Raw genomic sequence first — 15,194 nt, forward strand, 5'->3', positions numbered from 1 at the left:
AGAGCCGGTTATCGGGTTCCGTCCGGGGAGGTTCCCATATTTGACCCAGTCCACAGTTGTTCTCAAATAAATCAACTAAGTTACGGAGTAGCCGGATGGCCGTTGAACGCACCCTTTCCATCATCAAGCCGGATGCCGTTGCCAAGAACGTCATCGGTGAGCTGTACACCCGGTTCGAGAAGGCCGGTCTGAAAATCGTTGCTGCCCGGATGGTTCACCTGAGCCGGGAACAGGCGGAGGGGTTCTACGCCGTGCACAAGGATCGCCCGTTCTTCAACGATCTGGTCGGCTTCATGACCTCCGGGCCGGTGATGGTGCAGGTGCTCGAGGGCGAGGACGCCATCCGCAAGAATCGCGACATCATGGGGGCGACCAACCCCAAGGAAGCGCTGGCCGGCACCATCCGGCATGACTATGCCGAGAGCATCGACGCCAACGCGGCGCACGGCTCCGATGCACCGGAGACGGCGGCGCAGGAGATCGACTATTTCTTCAAGGCCGATGAAATCTGTTCCCGTTAAGGTTGTCGCCGAAAACGGCGTGAAACCCGGTCAGGCTCCGGAGAAGCTGAATCTCCTGGGCCTCGACCGCAAGGGGCTGGAGGGGCTTTTCGCCGACATGGGCGAGAAGCCCTTTCGTGCGTCCCAGATTCTCAAGTGGGTCCACGCCCGCGGCGTGACCAACTTTGACGACATGACCGACCTCAGCAAGTCGCTGCGCGCCAAGCTTGCCGAGATCGCCGAGGTGCGGGTGCCCGAGCCGGTCATGGACCAGGAGTCCAGGGATGGTACGCGCAAGTGGCTGCTGCAGCTTGACGGCTCCAACGCCATCGAGGCGGTGCTGATCCCCGAGAAGCACCGTGAGACCCTGTGCATCTCCTCCCAGGTCGGGTGCGCCCTGGAATGCACCTTCTGCTCCACCGGGTATCAGGGGTTCAACCGCAACCTCTCCACGGCCGAGATCATCGGTCAACTGTGGTACGTCTGGCGGATGCTGGAGAAGGAGGGCAAGGGGCGGCAGGTCACCAACGTGGTGTTCATGGGCATGGGCGAGCCGCTGCTCAACTTCAAGAACGTTGTGCCCGCCTCGGAGCTCATGAAGGACGATCACGCCTACGGTCTGTCCAAGCGTCGCGTCACCCTGAGCACGTCCGGGGTCATCCCCTACCTGGACAAGCTCACCGAAGTGAGCGACATCAGCCTGGCCGTGTCGCTGCACGCGCCCAACGACGAACTGCGCGACGAGCTGGTGCCCATCAACAAGAAGCACCCCATTGCGGACCTGCTGGCCGCGTGTCGTCGCTACATCGCGGACAAGCCCCATCGGAGCATCACCTGGGAGTACGTCATGCTCGACGGGGTGAACGACTCCGACGCGCACGCCCGGCAACTGGTCCGGCTGCTCAAGGGTATTCCCTCCAAGGTGAACCTGATCCCGTTCAACCCGTTTCCGGAGGCGCCCTACGAGCGCTCCAGCGATGAGCGGATCCGGGCGTTCAGCAACATTCTCAGCAATGCCGGGCTCGTTTCCACCACCCGCAAGACCCGCGGCGACGATATCGACGGCGCCTGTGGCCAGCTGGTCGGCAAGGTTGCCGACCGCACGCGGCGGCGGCAGAAGCGGGCGGAGCGGGAGCAGGCGACCCAGCCATGATGCGATTGCTGCGTGCGAGTCTGGTGTTGGTGGTGCTGGTGGCCGTTGGCTGTGCCAGCGGGCAGCAGGGTCGTGAGGCGTCGCGCATCAACACGCAGCTTGGCGTCAATTACATGCAGCAGGGCAATCTCAGCCAGGCCAACGAGTCCCTGGACAAGGCGCTGGAGCAGGACCGCCGCAACCCCGAGGCCCACGCGGCCAAGGCGGTGCTGGCCGAGCGGCTTGGCGAGTATGACGATGCCGATCACCATTACCGTCGGTCCCTGCGTCTGGATGACGATCAGTCCTCGGTCCGCAACAACTACGGCCGGTTCCTGTGCAGTCAGGGCCGTTACGACGACGCCGAGGAGCAGTTCCAGTACGCCATCGACGACTCCCTCTACCAGCGGCGCCACGTGGCGCTGGCCAATGCCGGCCTTTGCGCCATGCGTGATGGTCGCGAAGAGGAAGCGGAAGAGTATCTGCGGCGTGCGCTGCAGCATGAGTCCCGGTTCGCGCCGGCGCTGCGGCACCTGGCCGAGCTCCGGTACGACAACGGTGACTATCTGTCGGCGCGGGGGTACTACCAGCGCCTGATGGAGCAACAGAGCCAGAACGCGGCGACGCTCTGGCTGGGTGTGCGTATCGAGAATGCGCTTGATAACAAGGATGAGGCAGCCAGCTATGCGCTGAGACTGCGCTCCGATTATCCCGACTCGGAAGAGGCGCAGGCACTGCGCCGGATGGATCGCGATGACTGATAACGATAACGAGAACCAGGAAGGCGTTGGCAGCGCCGTGACCGGCCCGGGTGTGGAGCTGCGTGCTGCCCGTTCGGACAAGGGCATGACCACGGGGGACGTGGCCACAGCACTGCACCTCTCCGTTCAGACCATTGAGGATCTGGAAGCGGAGAACTGGAGCAACCTGCCGCCGGGCCCGTTCGTACGGGGGTACATCCGGGCCTACGCCGGGTTGCTGGAACTGGACGGCGAAGAACTCATGCGCCGTGTGGATGCCTCCATGGGGGCGTCCGAGCCTGGCCTCAAGGTCAGCGCACCGGTGGACACCTCCCCGCAAATGCCGCGGGTGCTGGCGCTCACGGGCGTGGGTGTCGTGGTGTTCGCCGTGATTGCGGGTGCCGGCTGGTGGTTTCTTGACCGCACGGCGCCGTTTCTCTCGGACGAGCCGCCGGCCGAGATTGCCGATCCGGAGGCGGAGCAGGCGCCGGAGGTGGCGGACGAGGACGACACCGCGGACCCCGCCGACGATGACAGCCTCGCCGTGCTGGAGGATGACGACGCCGTCGAGCTGCAGGACGAGCCGGTGGTGGAAGCCACACCGGATGGCGATGACGCAGCGGATGATGCACCGGCCGCGATGCTTGATCCGGACACCCTGGCCGATGAGCTTGCCAGCGATGAGCCCCTGACGCTGGGAACGGAAGAGCCGCCCGCGTCGGTTGATGACGGGGACGATCCGCTGGCCGGCAGTGATGAAGGGCTGACGCTGGGTAGCGACGAGCAGTCCCTGGATGAGGCGGTCGAGCCCGACCTGGCGTCTTCGGAACCTGCCCCGAGCATCGACGCAGCCCCGGAGGACGAGACGGGCGAAGGGGCCGGCGAGGCCGCGCAGGGCGGTGCCGGGGAGGATGACCTGCCGCCGTTGACGGATCCGGAAGAGCTGGTCCTGGACTTCGCCGGGCCGGCCTGGATGGAAGTGACGGACGCCCGCGGCGAGCGGTTGCTTTACGGGCTGGTCCAGGACGAAGGTGAGCAGGTGCTCGAGGGAGAGGCGCCGTTTTCCGTGCTCGTCGGTGACGTGTCGCGGGTCAGCGTCTACTTCGATGACGAAGCAGTCGAGCTCGGGCCGGAGCGGCCTGGCCGGGTCGTACGGGTCGAGGTGCCCTGATCCCGGCATGAGCCGGTGCGCCCGCGCCCGGCGTCCGTGACGCGGCACCAGCTCCGGTGCAATCGAAACAACAGGGAGGCCCATTGGCTACGACAATCCAGTCCGTCAGGGGATTCGGCGACATCCTGCCGGAGCACACGCCCGTGTGGCAGTTCGTGGAGCAGCGCCTGCGCGCCACGCTGGACGCCTACGGTTACGAAGAGATTCGCCTGCCGCTGCTGGAGAAGACGGAGCTGTTTTCCCGCTCCATCGGTGAAGTCACCGACATCGTCGAGAAGGAGATGTACACCTTCGACGACCGCAACGGCGACAGCCTCAGTCTGCGGCCCGAGGGGACGGCCGGTTGCGTCAGGGCCGGCATCCAGCATGGGCTCTTCCACAACCGCCAGCCGCGGCTGTGGTATGCCGGCAGCATGTTCCGGCACGAGCGGCCCCAGAAGGGGCGTTACCGGCAGTTCAACCAGGTGGGCGTGGAGGTCTTCGGGCTGCCCGGCCCGGATATCGACGCCGAGGTTATCCTGCTGGCCGCCCGCATGCTGCGTGCCGTCGGTCTCGATGACATCCGTCTGGAGCTGAACACGCTGGGTACCCCGGAAGCCCGTGCCGCCTACCGGGACGCCCTGGTGGACTACCTCCGTGGCCACGAAGCGGCCCTCGACGAGGATAGTCGGCGCCGGTTGAGTACCAATCCGCTGCGGATTCTCGACACCAAGAACCCCGACACACGGGCTCTCCTGGACGGGGCGCCCGCGCTGGAAGACTGGATCGACGACGAGAGCCGGCAGCACTTCCGTGATCTGTGCGCCATACTGGACCGCGCCGGTATTGCCTACACCGTGAACCCCCAACTGGTCCGCGGCCTGGATTATTACGGGCGCACCGTGTTCGAGTGGATTACCGATCAGCTCGGTGCGCAGGGAACCGTCTGTGCCGGCGGCCGCTACGACGGTCTGGTGGAGCAGATCGGGGGGCGACCCACGCCCGCGATCGGCTTTGCGCTGGGCGTGGAGCGCCTGGTGGCCCTACTGGAAGATGCCGGCAAGGCGCCGGTCGCAGCGGCGCCGGATGTCTACCTTGTACTTGCCGGAGACGCCGCCACGCAGGAAGGACTGGTGCTCGCCGAGGAACTCAGGAGCGCCATTACCGGTCTGCGTGTTGTAACCCACTGCGGTGGTGGCAGCTTCAAGAGCCAGTTCAAGCGAGCGGACCGCCTGGGCGCGCGGCTTGCCGTGGTGATGGGCGAGAACGAGGTTGCACGGAACGAAGTGGCGATCAAGGATTTGCACGGCGACGGGGATCAACTGACCGTGACCCGCGCGGATCTGCCGCGGGAACTGCGTGAGCGCCTGGAGACGGGGCGCGAGTCATGAAGGACGGGATCAACGCATGAGTGATGAAGAACAGGTCGAGAAGCTGCGTGAGTGGTGGCAGGAGCACGGTCGTGCAGTCATTGCCGGGATCATCATCGCCGTCGGCGGGGTGATCGGCTGGCAGCAGTGGGGTGCCTATCAGGATCGGCAGGCCGAGGCGGCGTCGGCCACGTACATGCAGTTCGTGGAGGCGCGGGATACCGGGGCCGATGCGGATACCGTGGTTCGCCGCGGCCAGCGTGTACTTGATGACTTCGGCTCCAGCACCTACGCCGCCATGGCCGGCATGCAGCTGGCAACCTACCAGGCGCAGCAGGACGCCGCGGACGACGCCGTCGACACGCTTCAGTGGGTGATCGACAATGCCGCGGACAAGCCCTTCCGGGACCTGGCCAGGCTGCGTCTTGCCCAGATTCACTACGGCCACGACCGCCTCGATGATGCGCTCGCTGTTCTCGAAGACGCCGAGGATGGTCCCTACGAAGGGCGGTATGAGGAACTGCGTGGTGATATCCACGCAGCGCGTGGCGACCGGGAAGAAGCCCGGACCGCATACCGCAACGCGCTGGACGCCGATGCCGTCTCCGGGATGCGCCGGACGCTGATCGAACTCAAGCTCAACGAGATGGGCGGGGAGGCCTCGGCGTGAGATACCTGGTGATGCTGCTGGTGCTGGCGGGCGTGGCCCTCGCCGGCTGTGGTGCCACCTCGGAACGCACCACACCCTCGGACGATCTCCGTGACGGTCAGCCCGAAGTCCTCGCCGAGCGCGAATGGCATCGGCGTGCCAGCTCCGGTATCCAGACCGAGGGCGAAGCGCTGGCGCCGGTGCTGGTGGATGGTCAGGTGTACGTGGCGGACCGCCGCGGGCGTGTCAGCGCCTACGATGCCGAGTCGGGGCGACTCGGCTGGCGTTTCAGTATCGGCACCGGCATCTCCGGCGGGCCGGCAATTGCCGATGACATGGTCGTCGTGGGTACTCGCAAGGGGCGTGTCATCGCCCTGGAGCCGGAGACCGGCGAGCAGATCTGGGATGCGCGGGTCAGCAGTGAAGTGCTTGCGCTGCCGGTGATTGGTGACGATATCGTGGTGGTTCGCAGTGCCGATGGCCGTGTGTACGGCTTCAGCCGCGAAACCGGGTCGCGCCGCTGGGTGCATGATGTGAGTGTGCCGTCGCTCTCCCTGCGCGGCTCCAGCAATCCGGTGCAGCTCAACGGCGGCGTGGCCATTGGGTTCGAAAACGGCGTCCTGCAGGCGCTGCGCGCAAGCGACGGTGAGTCTGCCTGGCAGGTGACCGTATCGGAGCCCCGCGGCAGCGCGGATCTGGACCGCGTGCGCGACATCGACGCCACGCCGGTGCTGTTCGACGGCACATTGTATGTCGTGGGCTATCGCGGGCGTCTGATGGCCGTATCGCCCTCGGACGGCGAGGTCTACTGGGACCGTGAGTTTTCCTCCCATGCGGGCATGGATGTGGATGACGAGCGGGTGTACGTCACCGATGAGAGCGGCCGCATCTGGGCCGTGGATCGGCGCACCGGTGCGTCCATCTGGCGGCAGAACGACACGGAAGGCCTGAACGCCACGGCCCCGGCGGCGCACGGAGACTACGTGGTCTTCGGTGACAGCACCGGGCGGCTGACGGTGCTGTCGGCGCAGGACGGGCGCATCCTGGCGCGCCGGCAGGTCTCGGAAGATGACAGCATCTCCCAGGCGCCGGTCAGTGACGGGGGCGGTGTGCTGGTGCTGACCGACGACGGATACCTGATGCGCTATCGTCTGCGGGATCGCGACGCGGAGTAGGGTATGTGCCTGCTGGCCTTTGCGGTCGGGTGTCACCCTGCGTACCCGCTGATCGTCGTGGGCAACCGGGACGAATACCATCATCGTCCCACGGAGCCCATGCACTGGTGGCGTGAGGCGCCTCTGCTCGCCGGGCGTGACCTTACCGCGGGCGGGACCTGGCTTGGTGTCACGCCGCTCGGGCGGTTCGCCACGGTAACCAACTACCGCGACCCGGAGCCGCAGCGCACTGATACGATTTCCCGTGGGCAGCTGGTCGTGGATGCGCTTGCCGCGGATGACCCCGGCGCGTTCGGTGAGACCCTGGAAGCGACCGGCAACCGTTACAACGGGTTCAACCTGCTGTGGGGTGACGCCGGTGGTCTGTATTACTACTCCAACCAGGAAGGCATCGCACGCCCGGTGCCCGCGGGCGTCCACGGGCTCAGCAACGGGCTGCTGAACACCCCGTGGCCGAAGCTGGTCCGGGTCCGCGAGGCACTCGAGACCCTGATCCACGATACCGGCCCTTGCGATAGTGGTGCGCTGCTGGATCTGCTGGCTGACCGGCGCCCGGCGGCCGATGGCTCGCTCCCGGATACCGGCATCCCGAAAGACTGGGAGCGCCTGCTCTCCAGCCCGTTCATCGTCAGCGAGGCCTACGGCACCCGGGCGTCCACCGTGGTCACGGTGGGCACCGGTGGTGAAATCGTGGTGCGCGAGCGGTCCTTCGGGCCGGACGGGGAGTGCCTGGATGACCGCACGTTCCGGTGGCAGGGAATGGAGTTCGGCTCAGGCGCCTAGCCACACTCACCCACGCTGCGTGGCCTGCAGTGGCGGCGGTCCGTCCAGGTTGCGTTGCCCAGTTTCGCGTCCTCGAACACCGTCCCCCGGGTCGAGGCATTGCGGAGATCCGCCCGTTCCAGGTTGGCACCGGTGAAATCAGCGCCGTCCAGGGACGCGCCGTCCAGATTCGCGCCGCGCAGGTCGGCGCCGGTGAGGTCAGCTCCCTCCAGGTTGGCCTGCTCCAGGTTGGCGTCGCTGAGGTCGGCTCCGTGGAAGCGCGCCCCTTCCAGGTTGGCGCGGTTGAACCGGCTGCCATCGGCCCTCGCCTCGGTGAAGTCGGCACCCTGGAGGCGGGCATTATAGAAGCTGGCGCCGCTCAGGCGCGCCTCGTTGAAACGCGCGGCAGTGAGGTCCGCGGAATCGAAACGGACATCTTCCAGGTCAGCGCCGGCAAAACTCGCTTCCGGCAGGCTGGAGGAGACAAAGCGGGCGCGCTTGAGATCTGCGCCGTTGAACTGCGCCCGCGCCAGCCGTGATGCGCCGAAGTCGGCGCGCCTGAGCTGGCCGTCCCGCAGGTCCGCCTCGTCCAGGGAGGCGTCCGTGACCACGGCGCCCTCAAGGTTGGCGCCCTGAAGCATGGCAGCCGTCAGATCGATCCGGCGAAGCAGGGCACGGTTCAGCGTCGCCCCCTCCAGTTCCGCCTCGCGCTTGTCGCAGCCCGCCCAGTTGACCCCCTGGGCCGGCTCCGCGTTGCAGTCCGCATGGGCGGGTGATACGCTCAGCGCCGAAAAAATGAGCATGCCCAACGCCATGAGCCCTGTCGTAAGCCGGGCAGACACCCCGCTGACAGCGTTCGCCGCACTCTGATGGCTGGACGCCCGGAAGGCATGTTTCACCAGATTGATCAGTGCGTTGCCGACCGTGGCGGCAGTTGCCGCCGTAGCGCCTTCCGGCCCCGGGCGCCCGATGGCAGGCGCGCTGTCGGCACCGGGCCGGGAGTGCGCCGGCAGGACGACTCCGCCGGGCGCCGCCGATTGGACCGATTTTATTGCATTGGAGTGAGGAGGCATTTGAGTCATGCGTATCATTCTATTGGGACCGCCCGGTGCGGGCAAAGGCACGCAGGCCGGGTTCATCTGCGAGCATTTCGGCATTCCCCAGATTTCCACCGGTGACATGCTGCGTGCGGCGGTCAAGGAAGGGACACCGCTGGGCCAGGAAGCGGAGAAGATCATGAAGTCCGGGGGGCTTGTCTCCGACGAGATCATTCTTGGTGTGGTCAAGGAGCGGATCGCCAAGCCGGACTGTGCCAACGGGTTCCTGTTCGACGGGTTTCCGCGGACCATCGGCCAGGCCGAGGCGGTGAAGGACGAGCAGATCGCTCTGGATTACGTGGTTGAACTGCAGGTGGATGACGAGGAGATCGTCAGCCGCATGAGCGGCCGTCGGGTGCATCCGGCGTCCGGGCGCGTCTATCACGTCGACCACAATCCCCCGAAGGTGGCCGGCAAGGACGATGAGTCCGGTGAAGACCTGGTGCAGCGGGAAGATGATCAGGAAGACACGGTGCGCAAGCGCCTTGAGGTCTACCATGATCAGACGCGGCCGCTGGTGGAGTACTACCAGAAACTGGCTGACAGCGGCGAGCCGAATGCGCCGCGCTACGTTGCGCTGCAGGGTACCGGCGACGTCGACGAGATCCGCAACCGCATCATCACCACCCTCTCGGCGTAATCCCGCCCCCGGCGGGGCGGCGCACGCCGCCCCGCAGCTTGCGTGTCGTGGCGTTATGGCCTGCCGTGCGGTATGTTGGACATGAGAGCGCTCGCGCCGTTTCGGGCGACTTCAACACACCCCTCGAACCGGTTCCGGTGGCATGAAACGTCTTCTCGCGATGGTCTTGTTGGTCACGCTGGCACTCACGGCGGGGCGCGCCGATGAGGCGCCCGGCGGTTACGTGCTGGACATCCGCGGCGCCATTGGCCCTGCGACGCTGGACTACGTCAGCCGCGGCATTGATCGCGCCGCGGAACGGGACGCGGAGCTCATCGTTCTGCGCATGAACACCCCCGGCGGTCTCGACAGTTCGATGCGTGACATCATCGAGGCGATCGTGGAATCGCCCGTTCCGGTCGTGACCTACGTCTCTCCAAGCGGCTCGCGGGCGACCAGTGCCGGGACCTACATCATGTATGCCTCTCATGTTGCCGCAATGGCCCCCGGGACCACCATTGGTGCCGCCACGCCGGTGCAGATGGGTGGAATGCCCGGTGGCGACGAGGAGGAGACCACGGAGGACACCGATAACGGCAACGGCGATAACGGTGACGAGGACGCCGCCGATGAGGACAACGGCAACGGCGCGCCGCAGCCCGCCAACGCCATGGAGCGCAAGATGATCAACGATGCGGTCTCCTACATCCGCTCCCTGGCGGAGATGCGGGACCGCAACGCGGACTGGGCCGAGAAAGCCGTGCGCGAGGCGGCCAGCATCGGATCGTCCGAGGCGCTGGAGCTCAACGTCATCGACCTCATGGCGGACGACATGGACGATCTGCTTGCGCAGATCGATGGCCGTGAGGTGCGTACCTCTGCCGGCGACATCACGCTGGAGACGGACGGGCTTGCGCTGGAGTTCATCGAGCCCGACTGGCGCAATGAACTCCTGTCGGTGATCACCAACCCGAACGTGGCCTACATTCTCATGCTCGTGGGCATCTACGGCCTCATCTTCGAGCTGGCCAATCCGGGCGCTGTCGTCCCGGGCGTGCTGGGCAGCATCAGCCTGCTGCTCGCACTGTTCGCCTTCCAGGCGTTGCCGATCAACTACGCCGGGCTTGGCCTGATGCTGCTTGGCGCTGCCTTCATGGTCGGGGAAGCGTTCATGCCGAGCTTCGGCATACTGGGTATCGGCGGGCTGGCCGCATTCGTGCTGGGCTCACTGCTGCTGGTGGATACCGGTGTCGAAGCCTACGAGCTCTCCCTTGCCGTGGTGATCGGCGTCTCCGCGGTCAGCTTCGTGGTGATCTTCGGCATCGCCACCATGGCTGTCCGCTCCCATCGGCGTCGGGTTGCGTCCGGTGCCGAGCAGATGGTGGAGGAGGCGGCGGAGGCCGCTGCGGATTTCCGGGATGGCCGCGGCAAGGTGCGCCTGCTCGGCGAAGTCTGGAACGCGGTGCTGGAAGGGGAGGGCGAAGTGCGCAAGGGTGATACGGTGCGGGTCAGTCGTGTGGACGGCCTGACCGTCCATGTGCGGCCCACGGGAGCGAATCGGCAGGAGTTGCAATGACGTTGCGCGAGCAGGCGATCGATCGGTTTCAGGAGTGGTTCAGGCAGGCGCAGGACTGTGCGGAGATCGCCGATGCCACGGCCATGACGCTGGCAACCGTCAGTGATGGCGGGCAGCCAGCCGCGCGGACGGTGCTGCTCAAGGGCGTCGATCACCGGGGATTCGTGTTCTATACGAACACCCGTAGCCGCAAGGGCCTGCATCTTGCCACGCAGCCCAGGGCGGCAGTGTGCTTCTACTGGGCGCCGTTGAACCTGCAGGTCCTGGTGGAAGGGGACGTCAGCCAGGTCAGCGGTGACGAGGCCGACGCCTACTTCGCGTCCCGGCCGCGGCTCAGTCAGGTCGGCGCCTGGGCATCCGAGCAATCGCAGCCCCTGGACAGTCCGGAGACCCTGGCTGCACGGGTCGATGCGCTGGAGCGCGAGTACGCCGATCAGCCGGTGCCGCGGCCGCCGCACTGGACCGGCTATCGCATCGATCCGACACTGATGGAGTTCTGGGCAGCGGCGGATGGCCGTCTGCACCGGCGCGAGCGTTACCAGCGCGACGGCGACGGCGCCTGGTCGCACTGTTTCGTCAACCCCTGATCTGCTCGCCGTCGATCCAGGCCAGCCGTCGGAGTGCAGGCAGGAAGGCGGCGATGGCGGCGGCCGTGAACAGCAACGTCGGCAGCAGCCCGATGGCCTCCGCAAGCAGGGCGCCAACGACCGGCCCAAGCAGCAGCCCAACGGCGAACGCCAGGTTGAACAGCGCGTAGACGATTCCGTAGGACTGGCCGTCGTGCTGATCGATTCTGGCCGCCAGGCCCGGAAGGGCGGGGCCCAGGGCAAGAGCGCAGCACAGCCCCGTGGCAGCGAACAGCGGCGCGGTCCACCAGGCGCCGGGCGCGAGGGCGAACAACGGCAGCAGCAGGACCAGTGGCGCCGCGCCACGGCGTATGGTTGCGACCGCACCCCAACGGTCTCCGCCGTACCCGGCCAGGGGGGAGCCCAGCCCGAACGCGACGGCGATCAGCCCGAACAGCACACCGATGGTGCCGGCACCGCTGCCGAACTGGCGCTCCAGGAACAGCGGCAGGGTGGGCTCCAGCAGGCCCATGATGGCCGCCACCGCGGCCACCACACCGGCCAGACCGAGAATGCCCGGGTCCGTCAGGATCCGCGCCAGCGGCCCGGCGGAGCTGGCCTGGTCGCTTTCGGGCAGACGCAGCAGCACAGACGCGGCGACGCCCGTCAGGAGCAGCGCAACGGCAGCCGGCGCCAGGAATGCTGCCGTGATTCCGAACAGGTCGCTGACGATGCCGCCCAGCGGTGGGCCGGCCATCAGACCGACCGCGAAACCGGTCATCACCATGCCCATGGCCCGGCCCCGTTCATGACTCGGCCAGTGGTTGGCGATGACCGCCAGACCGGCCGTCCACGTGGCGCCGGAGGTGGCGCCCTGGAGCATGCGGGCGGTGATCATCGCGGTGAAGCTGTCGGCGGCGACGAACAGCAGGGTCACGGCCGCCAGACCGGCGATGCCGCCGATCAGGGGCAGCCGGTAGCCCCAGTGCCGGATGCCCAGGCCGATCAGCGGGGTGGCGACACAGAGGCCGAACGCATAGCTGCCCAGCAGGATGCCGGCCCCGGTCTGGCCGAAGTCCAGTTCAGCGCCCAGTTGCGGGAGCATGGGAACCACAAGCCCGTAGATCAGCGTATCCAGGCAGACGCCTGCCACGATCACCGCGAGCAGCGCCCGGCGCACGGGTTCAGCCATGCAGGAGTCCCTCGTCGCCCATTGCGGTCAGTGATTGGCGCCCATGGCCTCAGGCCACGGGAGCAGCTGATCGCCATTGGCGTTGTGAAGGATGTCGCCCGGCTGCAGAAACTCGAGATCCAGCCCGTACCGTGCCGCGGTGTCCTGCCACTGCGCGCGGATGTGCTGAATGCCCTCCGGCGCGAGCGGGTAGTGGTTGGCGTAGTGGATGACCCGGTCGTCCGCGGAGCGCACGAGCACCGTGTAGGCCACCGGTCCCAGGCCGGGGCGGCTGTGTTCCGTGAGGCTGATGCCTGCCACGTCGCTCCAGTCGCCCGTGTCCGTAACCACTTCGTTGACCTCCAGCGTTTCGGCGGGCATGGCACCCATGCGGGCTGCCGACAACGCCTGGTCCAGGTTGTCGTCCCGCAGGTCCGCGCTATCCTCCACCACCTGCACGCTGAGCCCGTGTGCGGCGAGGCCGGCGGTGTACTGTCGCTGAATCTGCTGGAAGCGGCCGTAAGCCGCCGCCGGGTCGGTGACGCCGGGGTTCTCGGTGGCCCACTGGCTGAAGGTCAGAAAGCGGGCGAAACCCTGGGCACCATCCACCAGCAGGAGATTGCCCTCCGGCAGTTCCACCCGTGCCGGCGGCTGGCTGGTAAACAGTGCAGCCTCCAGCAATGTCCACAACGGGCCGAATTCAGCATGCTCGAGCTGGATCTTCATCAGCGCGCAAAGGTCGTTGAATGTCGCGAAAGAAAGATTGAGCGCCTTGATGCCGAATCGGTCCTGAACGAGTTGACCCGTTTTCAGCGAGGCACGTCCCTTCTCGAGCAGGTTCTTCTCGAGTTTCGTGCCCAGGGCGTCCATGTTTTCCGGTTCCCCGAGAAAAAGAAACGGAATGGCCAGCAAGGGGCCGGAGCCCGGGCGGCGACGCGGTGCGATTTCCGGAATTGGAAAGGCGTCACCGTCTGCGCCGATGGCCATGACCTGCGGCTGAAAGCGCGTGTCGGGCAGGCTGCGCCGGTACAGCTCGGAGAGGACATCCACCATGGGCAATCCGGGACGGAGAATCTCCGTGAGATCGTACAGACCGCCCAGGAGGACGAACCCGTAGTCGTTCAAGGGGCCGAGAATGCGCTGAAGGTCGTCGGCAATGGCCCAGCACAACGAATCAGCCGCCTCTGAAGACAGCGGCTCGGGCGGGCGTTGCCCCTGAGCGACGACATCCAGATCCAATTCCACCGTCAGTACGGCGGGTACGGCAGCGACCTGGTTCTGCATGAGGCCTCCAGTCGGCGAACGAAAAATGGGGCGCCACTATACCTGAACGTATGGTTTTCGTCCCGACGGTTGTCGCGATTTGGCAACGAATGGGCAGGCTTTAACGAAAGGTCGGTTTTCTTCCGTTTACAGATATTGTTAATGTCTCCCTGTTTTCTACAGGGTCGGTATTGCACCGACTTTGCATTTCAACTATCTTTCAAACGTCAATCGCAGTGGGGCTGAGCCCGAAAAGGAGTAAGGATGGATCTTACCAAGTATACGTCCCAGGAACTCAATCAGTTAAAGAAAGACATCGACAAGGAGCTTAGAAAGCGCCGCAAGCAGGATGTCAAGGAAGCCCAGAAAGAACTCAAGCAGGTCGCCGAAAAGTACGGCCTGGCAGTGACCGATCTGGTTTCCGGCGGTGGCTCCAAGTCCGGTAAAGGGGCCGCGTCGGTACGCTTCCGTCATCCGGAGGACCCGTCCAAGGGGTGGTCCGGACGGGGTCGCAAGCCGGCCTGGATCAAGGAGTGGGAAGCCCAGGGCAAATCCCTGGACGCCCTGCGGGTCGACGACTGAGGCGCGCTGACCGCCGAGACGTCAACCGGAACCCGGGCGCGCCGCCCGGGTTTTTTGTGGCCGTGATCTTACCCCCGCAGCCCGACACCCCGTTTCAGCAGCGTCAGGCTGAGCGTCCCCAGCACCAGAATGAACAGACCGATGATCGCGTAGGCCACGCGAATGTCGATGTCCGATGCGCCGAGAAAGCCGTAGCGGAACGCATTCACCATGTACAGAACGGGGTTCAGCAGTGACACGCCCTGCCACACGTCCGGCAGGAGGGAAATGGAATAGAACACGCCGCCGAGGTACGTCAGCGGTGTGAGAATGAACGTGGGGACGATGGAGATATCGTCAAACTTCCTGGCGAAAATGGCGTTGACGAAGCCTCCCAGGGAGAAGAGCACCGAGGTGAGAAACACCACTGAGACAAGCACGCCCACGTTGTGAATCTGCAGCGTGGTGAAAAAACTGGCCACGATGGTCACGATCAGCCCCGTGAGCAGGCCCCGTCCCACACCGCCGGAGATATAGCCGGCGAGAATGACGATGTTCGGGGTGGGGGAGACCATCAATTCCTCAATGTGCTTCTGGAATTTTGCTCCAAAGAACGAGGACACCACGTTCGAATAGGAATTGGTGATTACCGCGATCATGATGATCCCGGGCGCGATGAAGTCCATGTAGGTGTAGCCGTCCATCGGGCCGATGCGCGGTCCGATCAGGTTGCCGAAGATCACGAAGTAGAGCGTCATGGTGATCGCCGGCGGCAGCAGCGTCTGCATCCAGATACGGAGATACCGGTTGGCCTCCTTGTAGGCAATGGTCTGCAGGGCGATCAGTGACTGTTTCCAGTACAT

General features: G+C 65.7%; 16 protein-coding genes. 12 read left to right on the top strand and 4 right to left on the bottom strand.

All coding sequences use genetic code 11. From position 1 onward, the window contains the following. The first annotated feature begins 95 nt into the window (after positions 1 to 95). From ndk to BMZ02_RS00235, 8 genes are all read left to right on the top strand, one after another. Positions 96 to 521, top strand: coding sequence for a nucleoside-diphosphate kinase (gene ndk, locus BMZ02_RS00200; RefSeq protein ID WP_091638908.1), 426 nt, complete (start codon positions 96 to 98; stop codon positions 519 to 521). Between the two features lie 46 nt (positions 522 to 567). After that, complete coding sequence (gene rlmN, locus BMZ02_RS00205) at positions 568 to 1,653, top strand: dual-specificity RNA methyltransferase RlmN (protein WP_245753937.1); 1,086 nt, start codon at positions 568 to 570, stop codon at positions 1,651 to 1,653. After that, positions 1,650 to 2,393, top strand: coding sequence for a type IV pilus biogenesis/stability protein PilW (gene pilW, locus BMZ02_RS00210; RefSeq protein ID WP_091638912.1), 744 nt, complete (start codon positions 1,650 to 1,652; stop codon positions 2,391 to 2,393). The genes rlmN and pilW overlap by 4 nt, the downstream gene beginning before the upstream one ends. Next, on the top strand, positions 2,386 to 3,543 hold the full coding sequence (locus tag BMZ02_RS00215; protein WP_091638914.1) for a RodZ domain-containing protein: 1,158 nt from the start codon (positions 2,386 to 2,388) through the stop codon (positions 3,541 to 3,543). The genes pilW and BMZ02_RS00215 overlap by 8 nt, the downstream gene beginning before the upstream one ends. An 83-nt stretch (positions 3,544 to 3,626) precedes the next feature. Then, positions 3,627 to 4,913 (top strand): histidine--tRNA ligase, encoded by a 1,287-nt coding sequence (gene hisS / locus BMZ02_RS00220; RefSeq protein ID WP_091638915.1) that lies wholly within the window; start codon positions 3,627 to 3,629, stop codon positions 4,911 to 4,913. 16 nt (positions 4,914 to 4,929) lie between these two features. Continuing rightward, positions 4,930 to 5,562 (top strand): YfgM family protein, encoded by a 633-nt coding sequence (locus BMZ02_RS00225; RefSeq protein ID WP_091638917.1) that lies wholly within the window; start codon positions 4,930 to 4,932, stop codon positions 5,560 to 5,562. Next, a complete protein-coding gene (bamB, locus tag BMZ02_RS00230) occupies positions 5,559 to 6,716 on the top strand; it encodes an outer membrane protein assembly factor BamB (protein WP_091638918.1) in 1,158 nt (385 codons plus the stop codon). The genes BMZ02_RS00225 and bamB overlap by 4 nt, the downstream gene beginning before the upstream one ends. Positions 6,717 to 6,719: 3 nt before the next feature. Next, complete coding sequence (locus BMZ02_RS00235; protein ID WP_091638920.1) at positions 6,720 to 7,499, top strand: NRDE family protein; 780 nt, start codon at positions 6,720 to 6,722, stop codon at positions 7,497 to 7,499. Here the strand turns inward: BMZ02_RS00235 and BMZ02_RS00240 are convergent. Continuing rightward, on the bottom strand, positions 7,496 to 8,281 hold the full coding sequence (locus BMZ02_RS00240; RefSeq protein WP_171909745.1) for a pentapeptide repeat-containing protein: 786 nt from the start codon (positions 8,279 to 8,281) through the stop codon (positions 7,496 to 7,498). The genes BMZ02_RS00235 and BMZ02_RS00240 overlap by 4 nt on opposite strands. Before the next feature lie 277 nt (positions 8,282 to 8,558). On the opposite strand from BMZ02_RS00240, the gene adk reads away from it, so the two are divergent. The 3 genes from adk to pdxH all read left to right on the top strand — a co-directional run bounded on the left by adk (position 8,559) and on the right by pdxH (position 11,357). Continuing rightward, a complete protein-coding gene (gene adk / locus BMZ02_RS00245; protein WP_091638921.1) occupies positions 8,559 to 9,215 on the top strand; it encodes an adenylate kinase in 657 nt (218 codons plus the stop codon). Positions 9,216 to 9,357: 142 nt separating this feature from the next. Beyond that, positions 9,358 to 10,770: an NfeD family protein gene (locus BMZ02_RS00250; protein WP_091638923.1), complete on the top strand. Its 1,413-nt coding sequence runs from the start codon at positions 9,358 to 9,360 to the stop codon at positions 10,768 to 10,770. After that, on the top strand, positions 10,767 to 11,357 hold the full coding sequence (gene pdxH / locus BMZ02_RS00255; RefSeq protein WP_091638924.1) for a pyridoxamine 5'-phosphate oxidase: 591 nt from the start codon (positions 10,767 to 10,769) through the stop codon (positions 11,355 to 11,357). The genes BMZ02_RS00250 and pdxH overlap by 4 nt, the downstream gene beginning before the upstream one ends. Here the strand turns inward: pdxH and BMZ02_RS00260 are convergent. Together BMZ02_RS00260 and BMZ02_RS00265 are read right to left on the bottom strand one after the other, a co-directional pair. Beyond that, entirely contained in the window at positions 11,347 to 12,528 is a 1,182-nt protein-coding gene (locus tag BMZ02_RS00260) for an MFS transporter (protein WP_091638925.1), read from the bottom strand. The two genes, pdxH and BMZ02_RS00260, sit on opposite strands and share 11 nt — an antisense overlap. 27 nt (positions 12,529 to 12,555) lie before the next feature. Continuing rightward, on the bottom strand, positions 12,556 to 13,791 hold the full coding sequence (locus BMZ02_RS00265) for a hypothetical protein (RefSeq protein ID WP_091638926.1): 1,236 nt from the start codon (positions 13,789 to 13,791) through the stop codon (positions 12,556 to 12,558). Positions 13,792 to 14,034: 243 nt separating this feature from the next. On the opposite strand from BMZ02_RS00265, the gene BMZ02_RS00270 reads away from it, so the two are divergent. Continuing rightward, entirely contained in the window at positions 14,035 to 14,352 is a 318-nt protein-coding gene (locus tag BMZ02_RS00270; RefSeq protein WP_091638928.1) for an H-NS histone family protein, read from the top strand. 68 nt (positions 14,353 to 14,420) lie between these two features. Here BMZ02_RS00270 and BMZ02_RS00275 read toward each other — a convergent pair whose 3' ends face one another. Further along, a complete protein-coding gene (locus BMZ02_RS00275; RefSeq protein ID WP_091640311.1) occupies positions 14,421 to 15,194 on the bottom strand; it encodes an ABC transporter permease in 774 nt (257 codons plus the stop codon).

This window comes from Aquisalimonas asiatica, assembly GCF_900110585.1.
In the GTDB taxonomy this organism is placed as follows: domain Bacteria; phylum Pseudomonadota; class Gammaproteobacteria; order Nitrococcales; family Aquisalimonadaceae; genus Aquisalimonas; species Aquisalimonas asiatica.

Excerpts from the sequence above, each read along its gene's own strand:
- ndk (WP_091638908.1), top strand. The coding sequence starts at position 96 with ATGGCCGTTGAACGCACCCTTTCCATCATCAAGCCGGATGCCGTTGCC.
- pilW (WP_091638912.1), top strand. The coding sequence starts at position 1,650 with ATGATGCGATTGCTGCGTGCGAGTCTGGTGTTGGTGGTGCTGGTGGCC.
- BMZ02_RS00215 (WP_091638914.1), top strand. The coding sequence starts at position 2,386 with ATGACTGATAACGATAACGAGAACCAGGAAGGCGTTGGCAGCGCCGTG.
- BMZ02_RS00225 (WP_091638917.1), top strand. The coding sequence starts at position 4,930 with ATGAGTGATGAAGAACAGGTCGAGAAGCTGCGTGAGTGGTGGCAGGAG.
- BMZ02_RS00235 (WP_091638920.1), top strand. The coding sequence starts at position 6,720 with ATGTGCCTGCTGGCCTTTGCGGTCGGGTGTCACCCTGCGTACCCGCTG.
- BMZ02_RS00240 (WP_171909745.1), bottom strand. The coding sequence starts at position 8,281 with ATGCTCATTTTTTCGGCGCTGAGCGTATCACCCGCCCATGCGGACTGC.
- adk (WP_091638921.1), top strand. The coding sequence starts at position 8,559 with ATGCGTATCATTCTATTGGGACCGCCCGGTGCGGGCAAAGGCACGCAG.
- BMZ02_RS00250 (WP_091638923.1), top strand. The coding sequence starts at position 9,358 with ATGAAACGTCTTCTCGCGATGGTCTTGTTGGTCACGCTGGCACTCACG.
- pdxH (WP_091638924.1), top strand. The coding sequence starts at position 10,767 with ATGACGTTGCGCGAGCAGGCGATCGATCGGTTTCAGGAGTGGTTCAGG.
- BMZ02_RS00260 (WP_091638925.1), bottom strand. The coding sequence starts at position 12,528 with ATGGCTGAACCCGTGCGCCGGGCGCTGCTCGCGGTGATCGTGGCAGGC.
- BMZ02_RS00265 (WP_091638926.1), bottom strand. The coding sequence starts at position 13,791 with ATGCAGAACCAGGTCGCTGCCGTACCCGCCGTACTGACGGTGGAATTG.
- BMZ02_RS00270 (WP_091638928.1), top strand. The coding sequence starts at position 14,035 with ATGGATCTTACCAAGTATACGTCCCAGGAACTCAATCAGTTAAAGAAA.
- BMZ02_RS00275 (WP_091640311.1), bottom strand. The coding sequence starts at position 15,194 with ATGTACTGGAAACAGTCACTGATCGCCCTGCAGACCATTGCCTACAAG.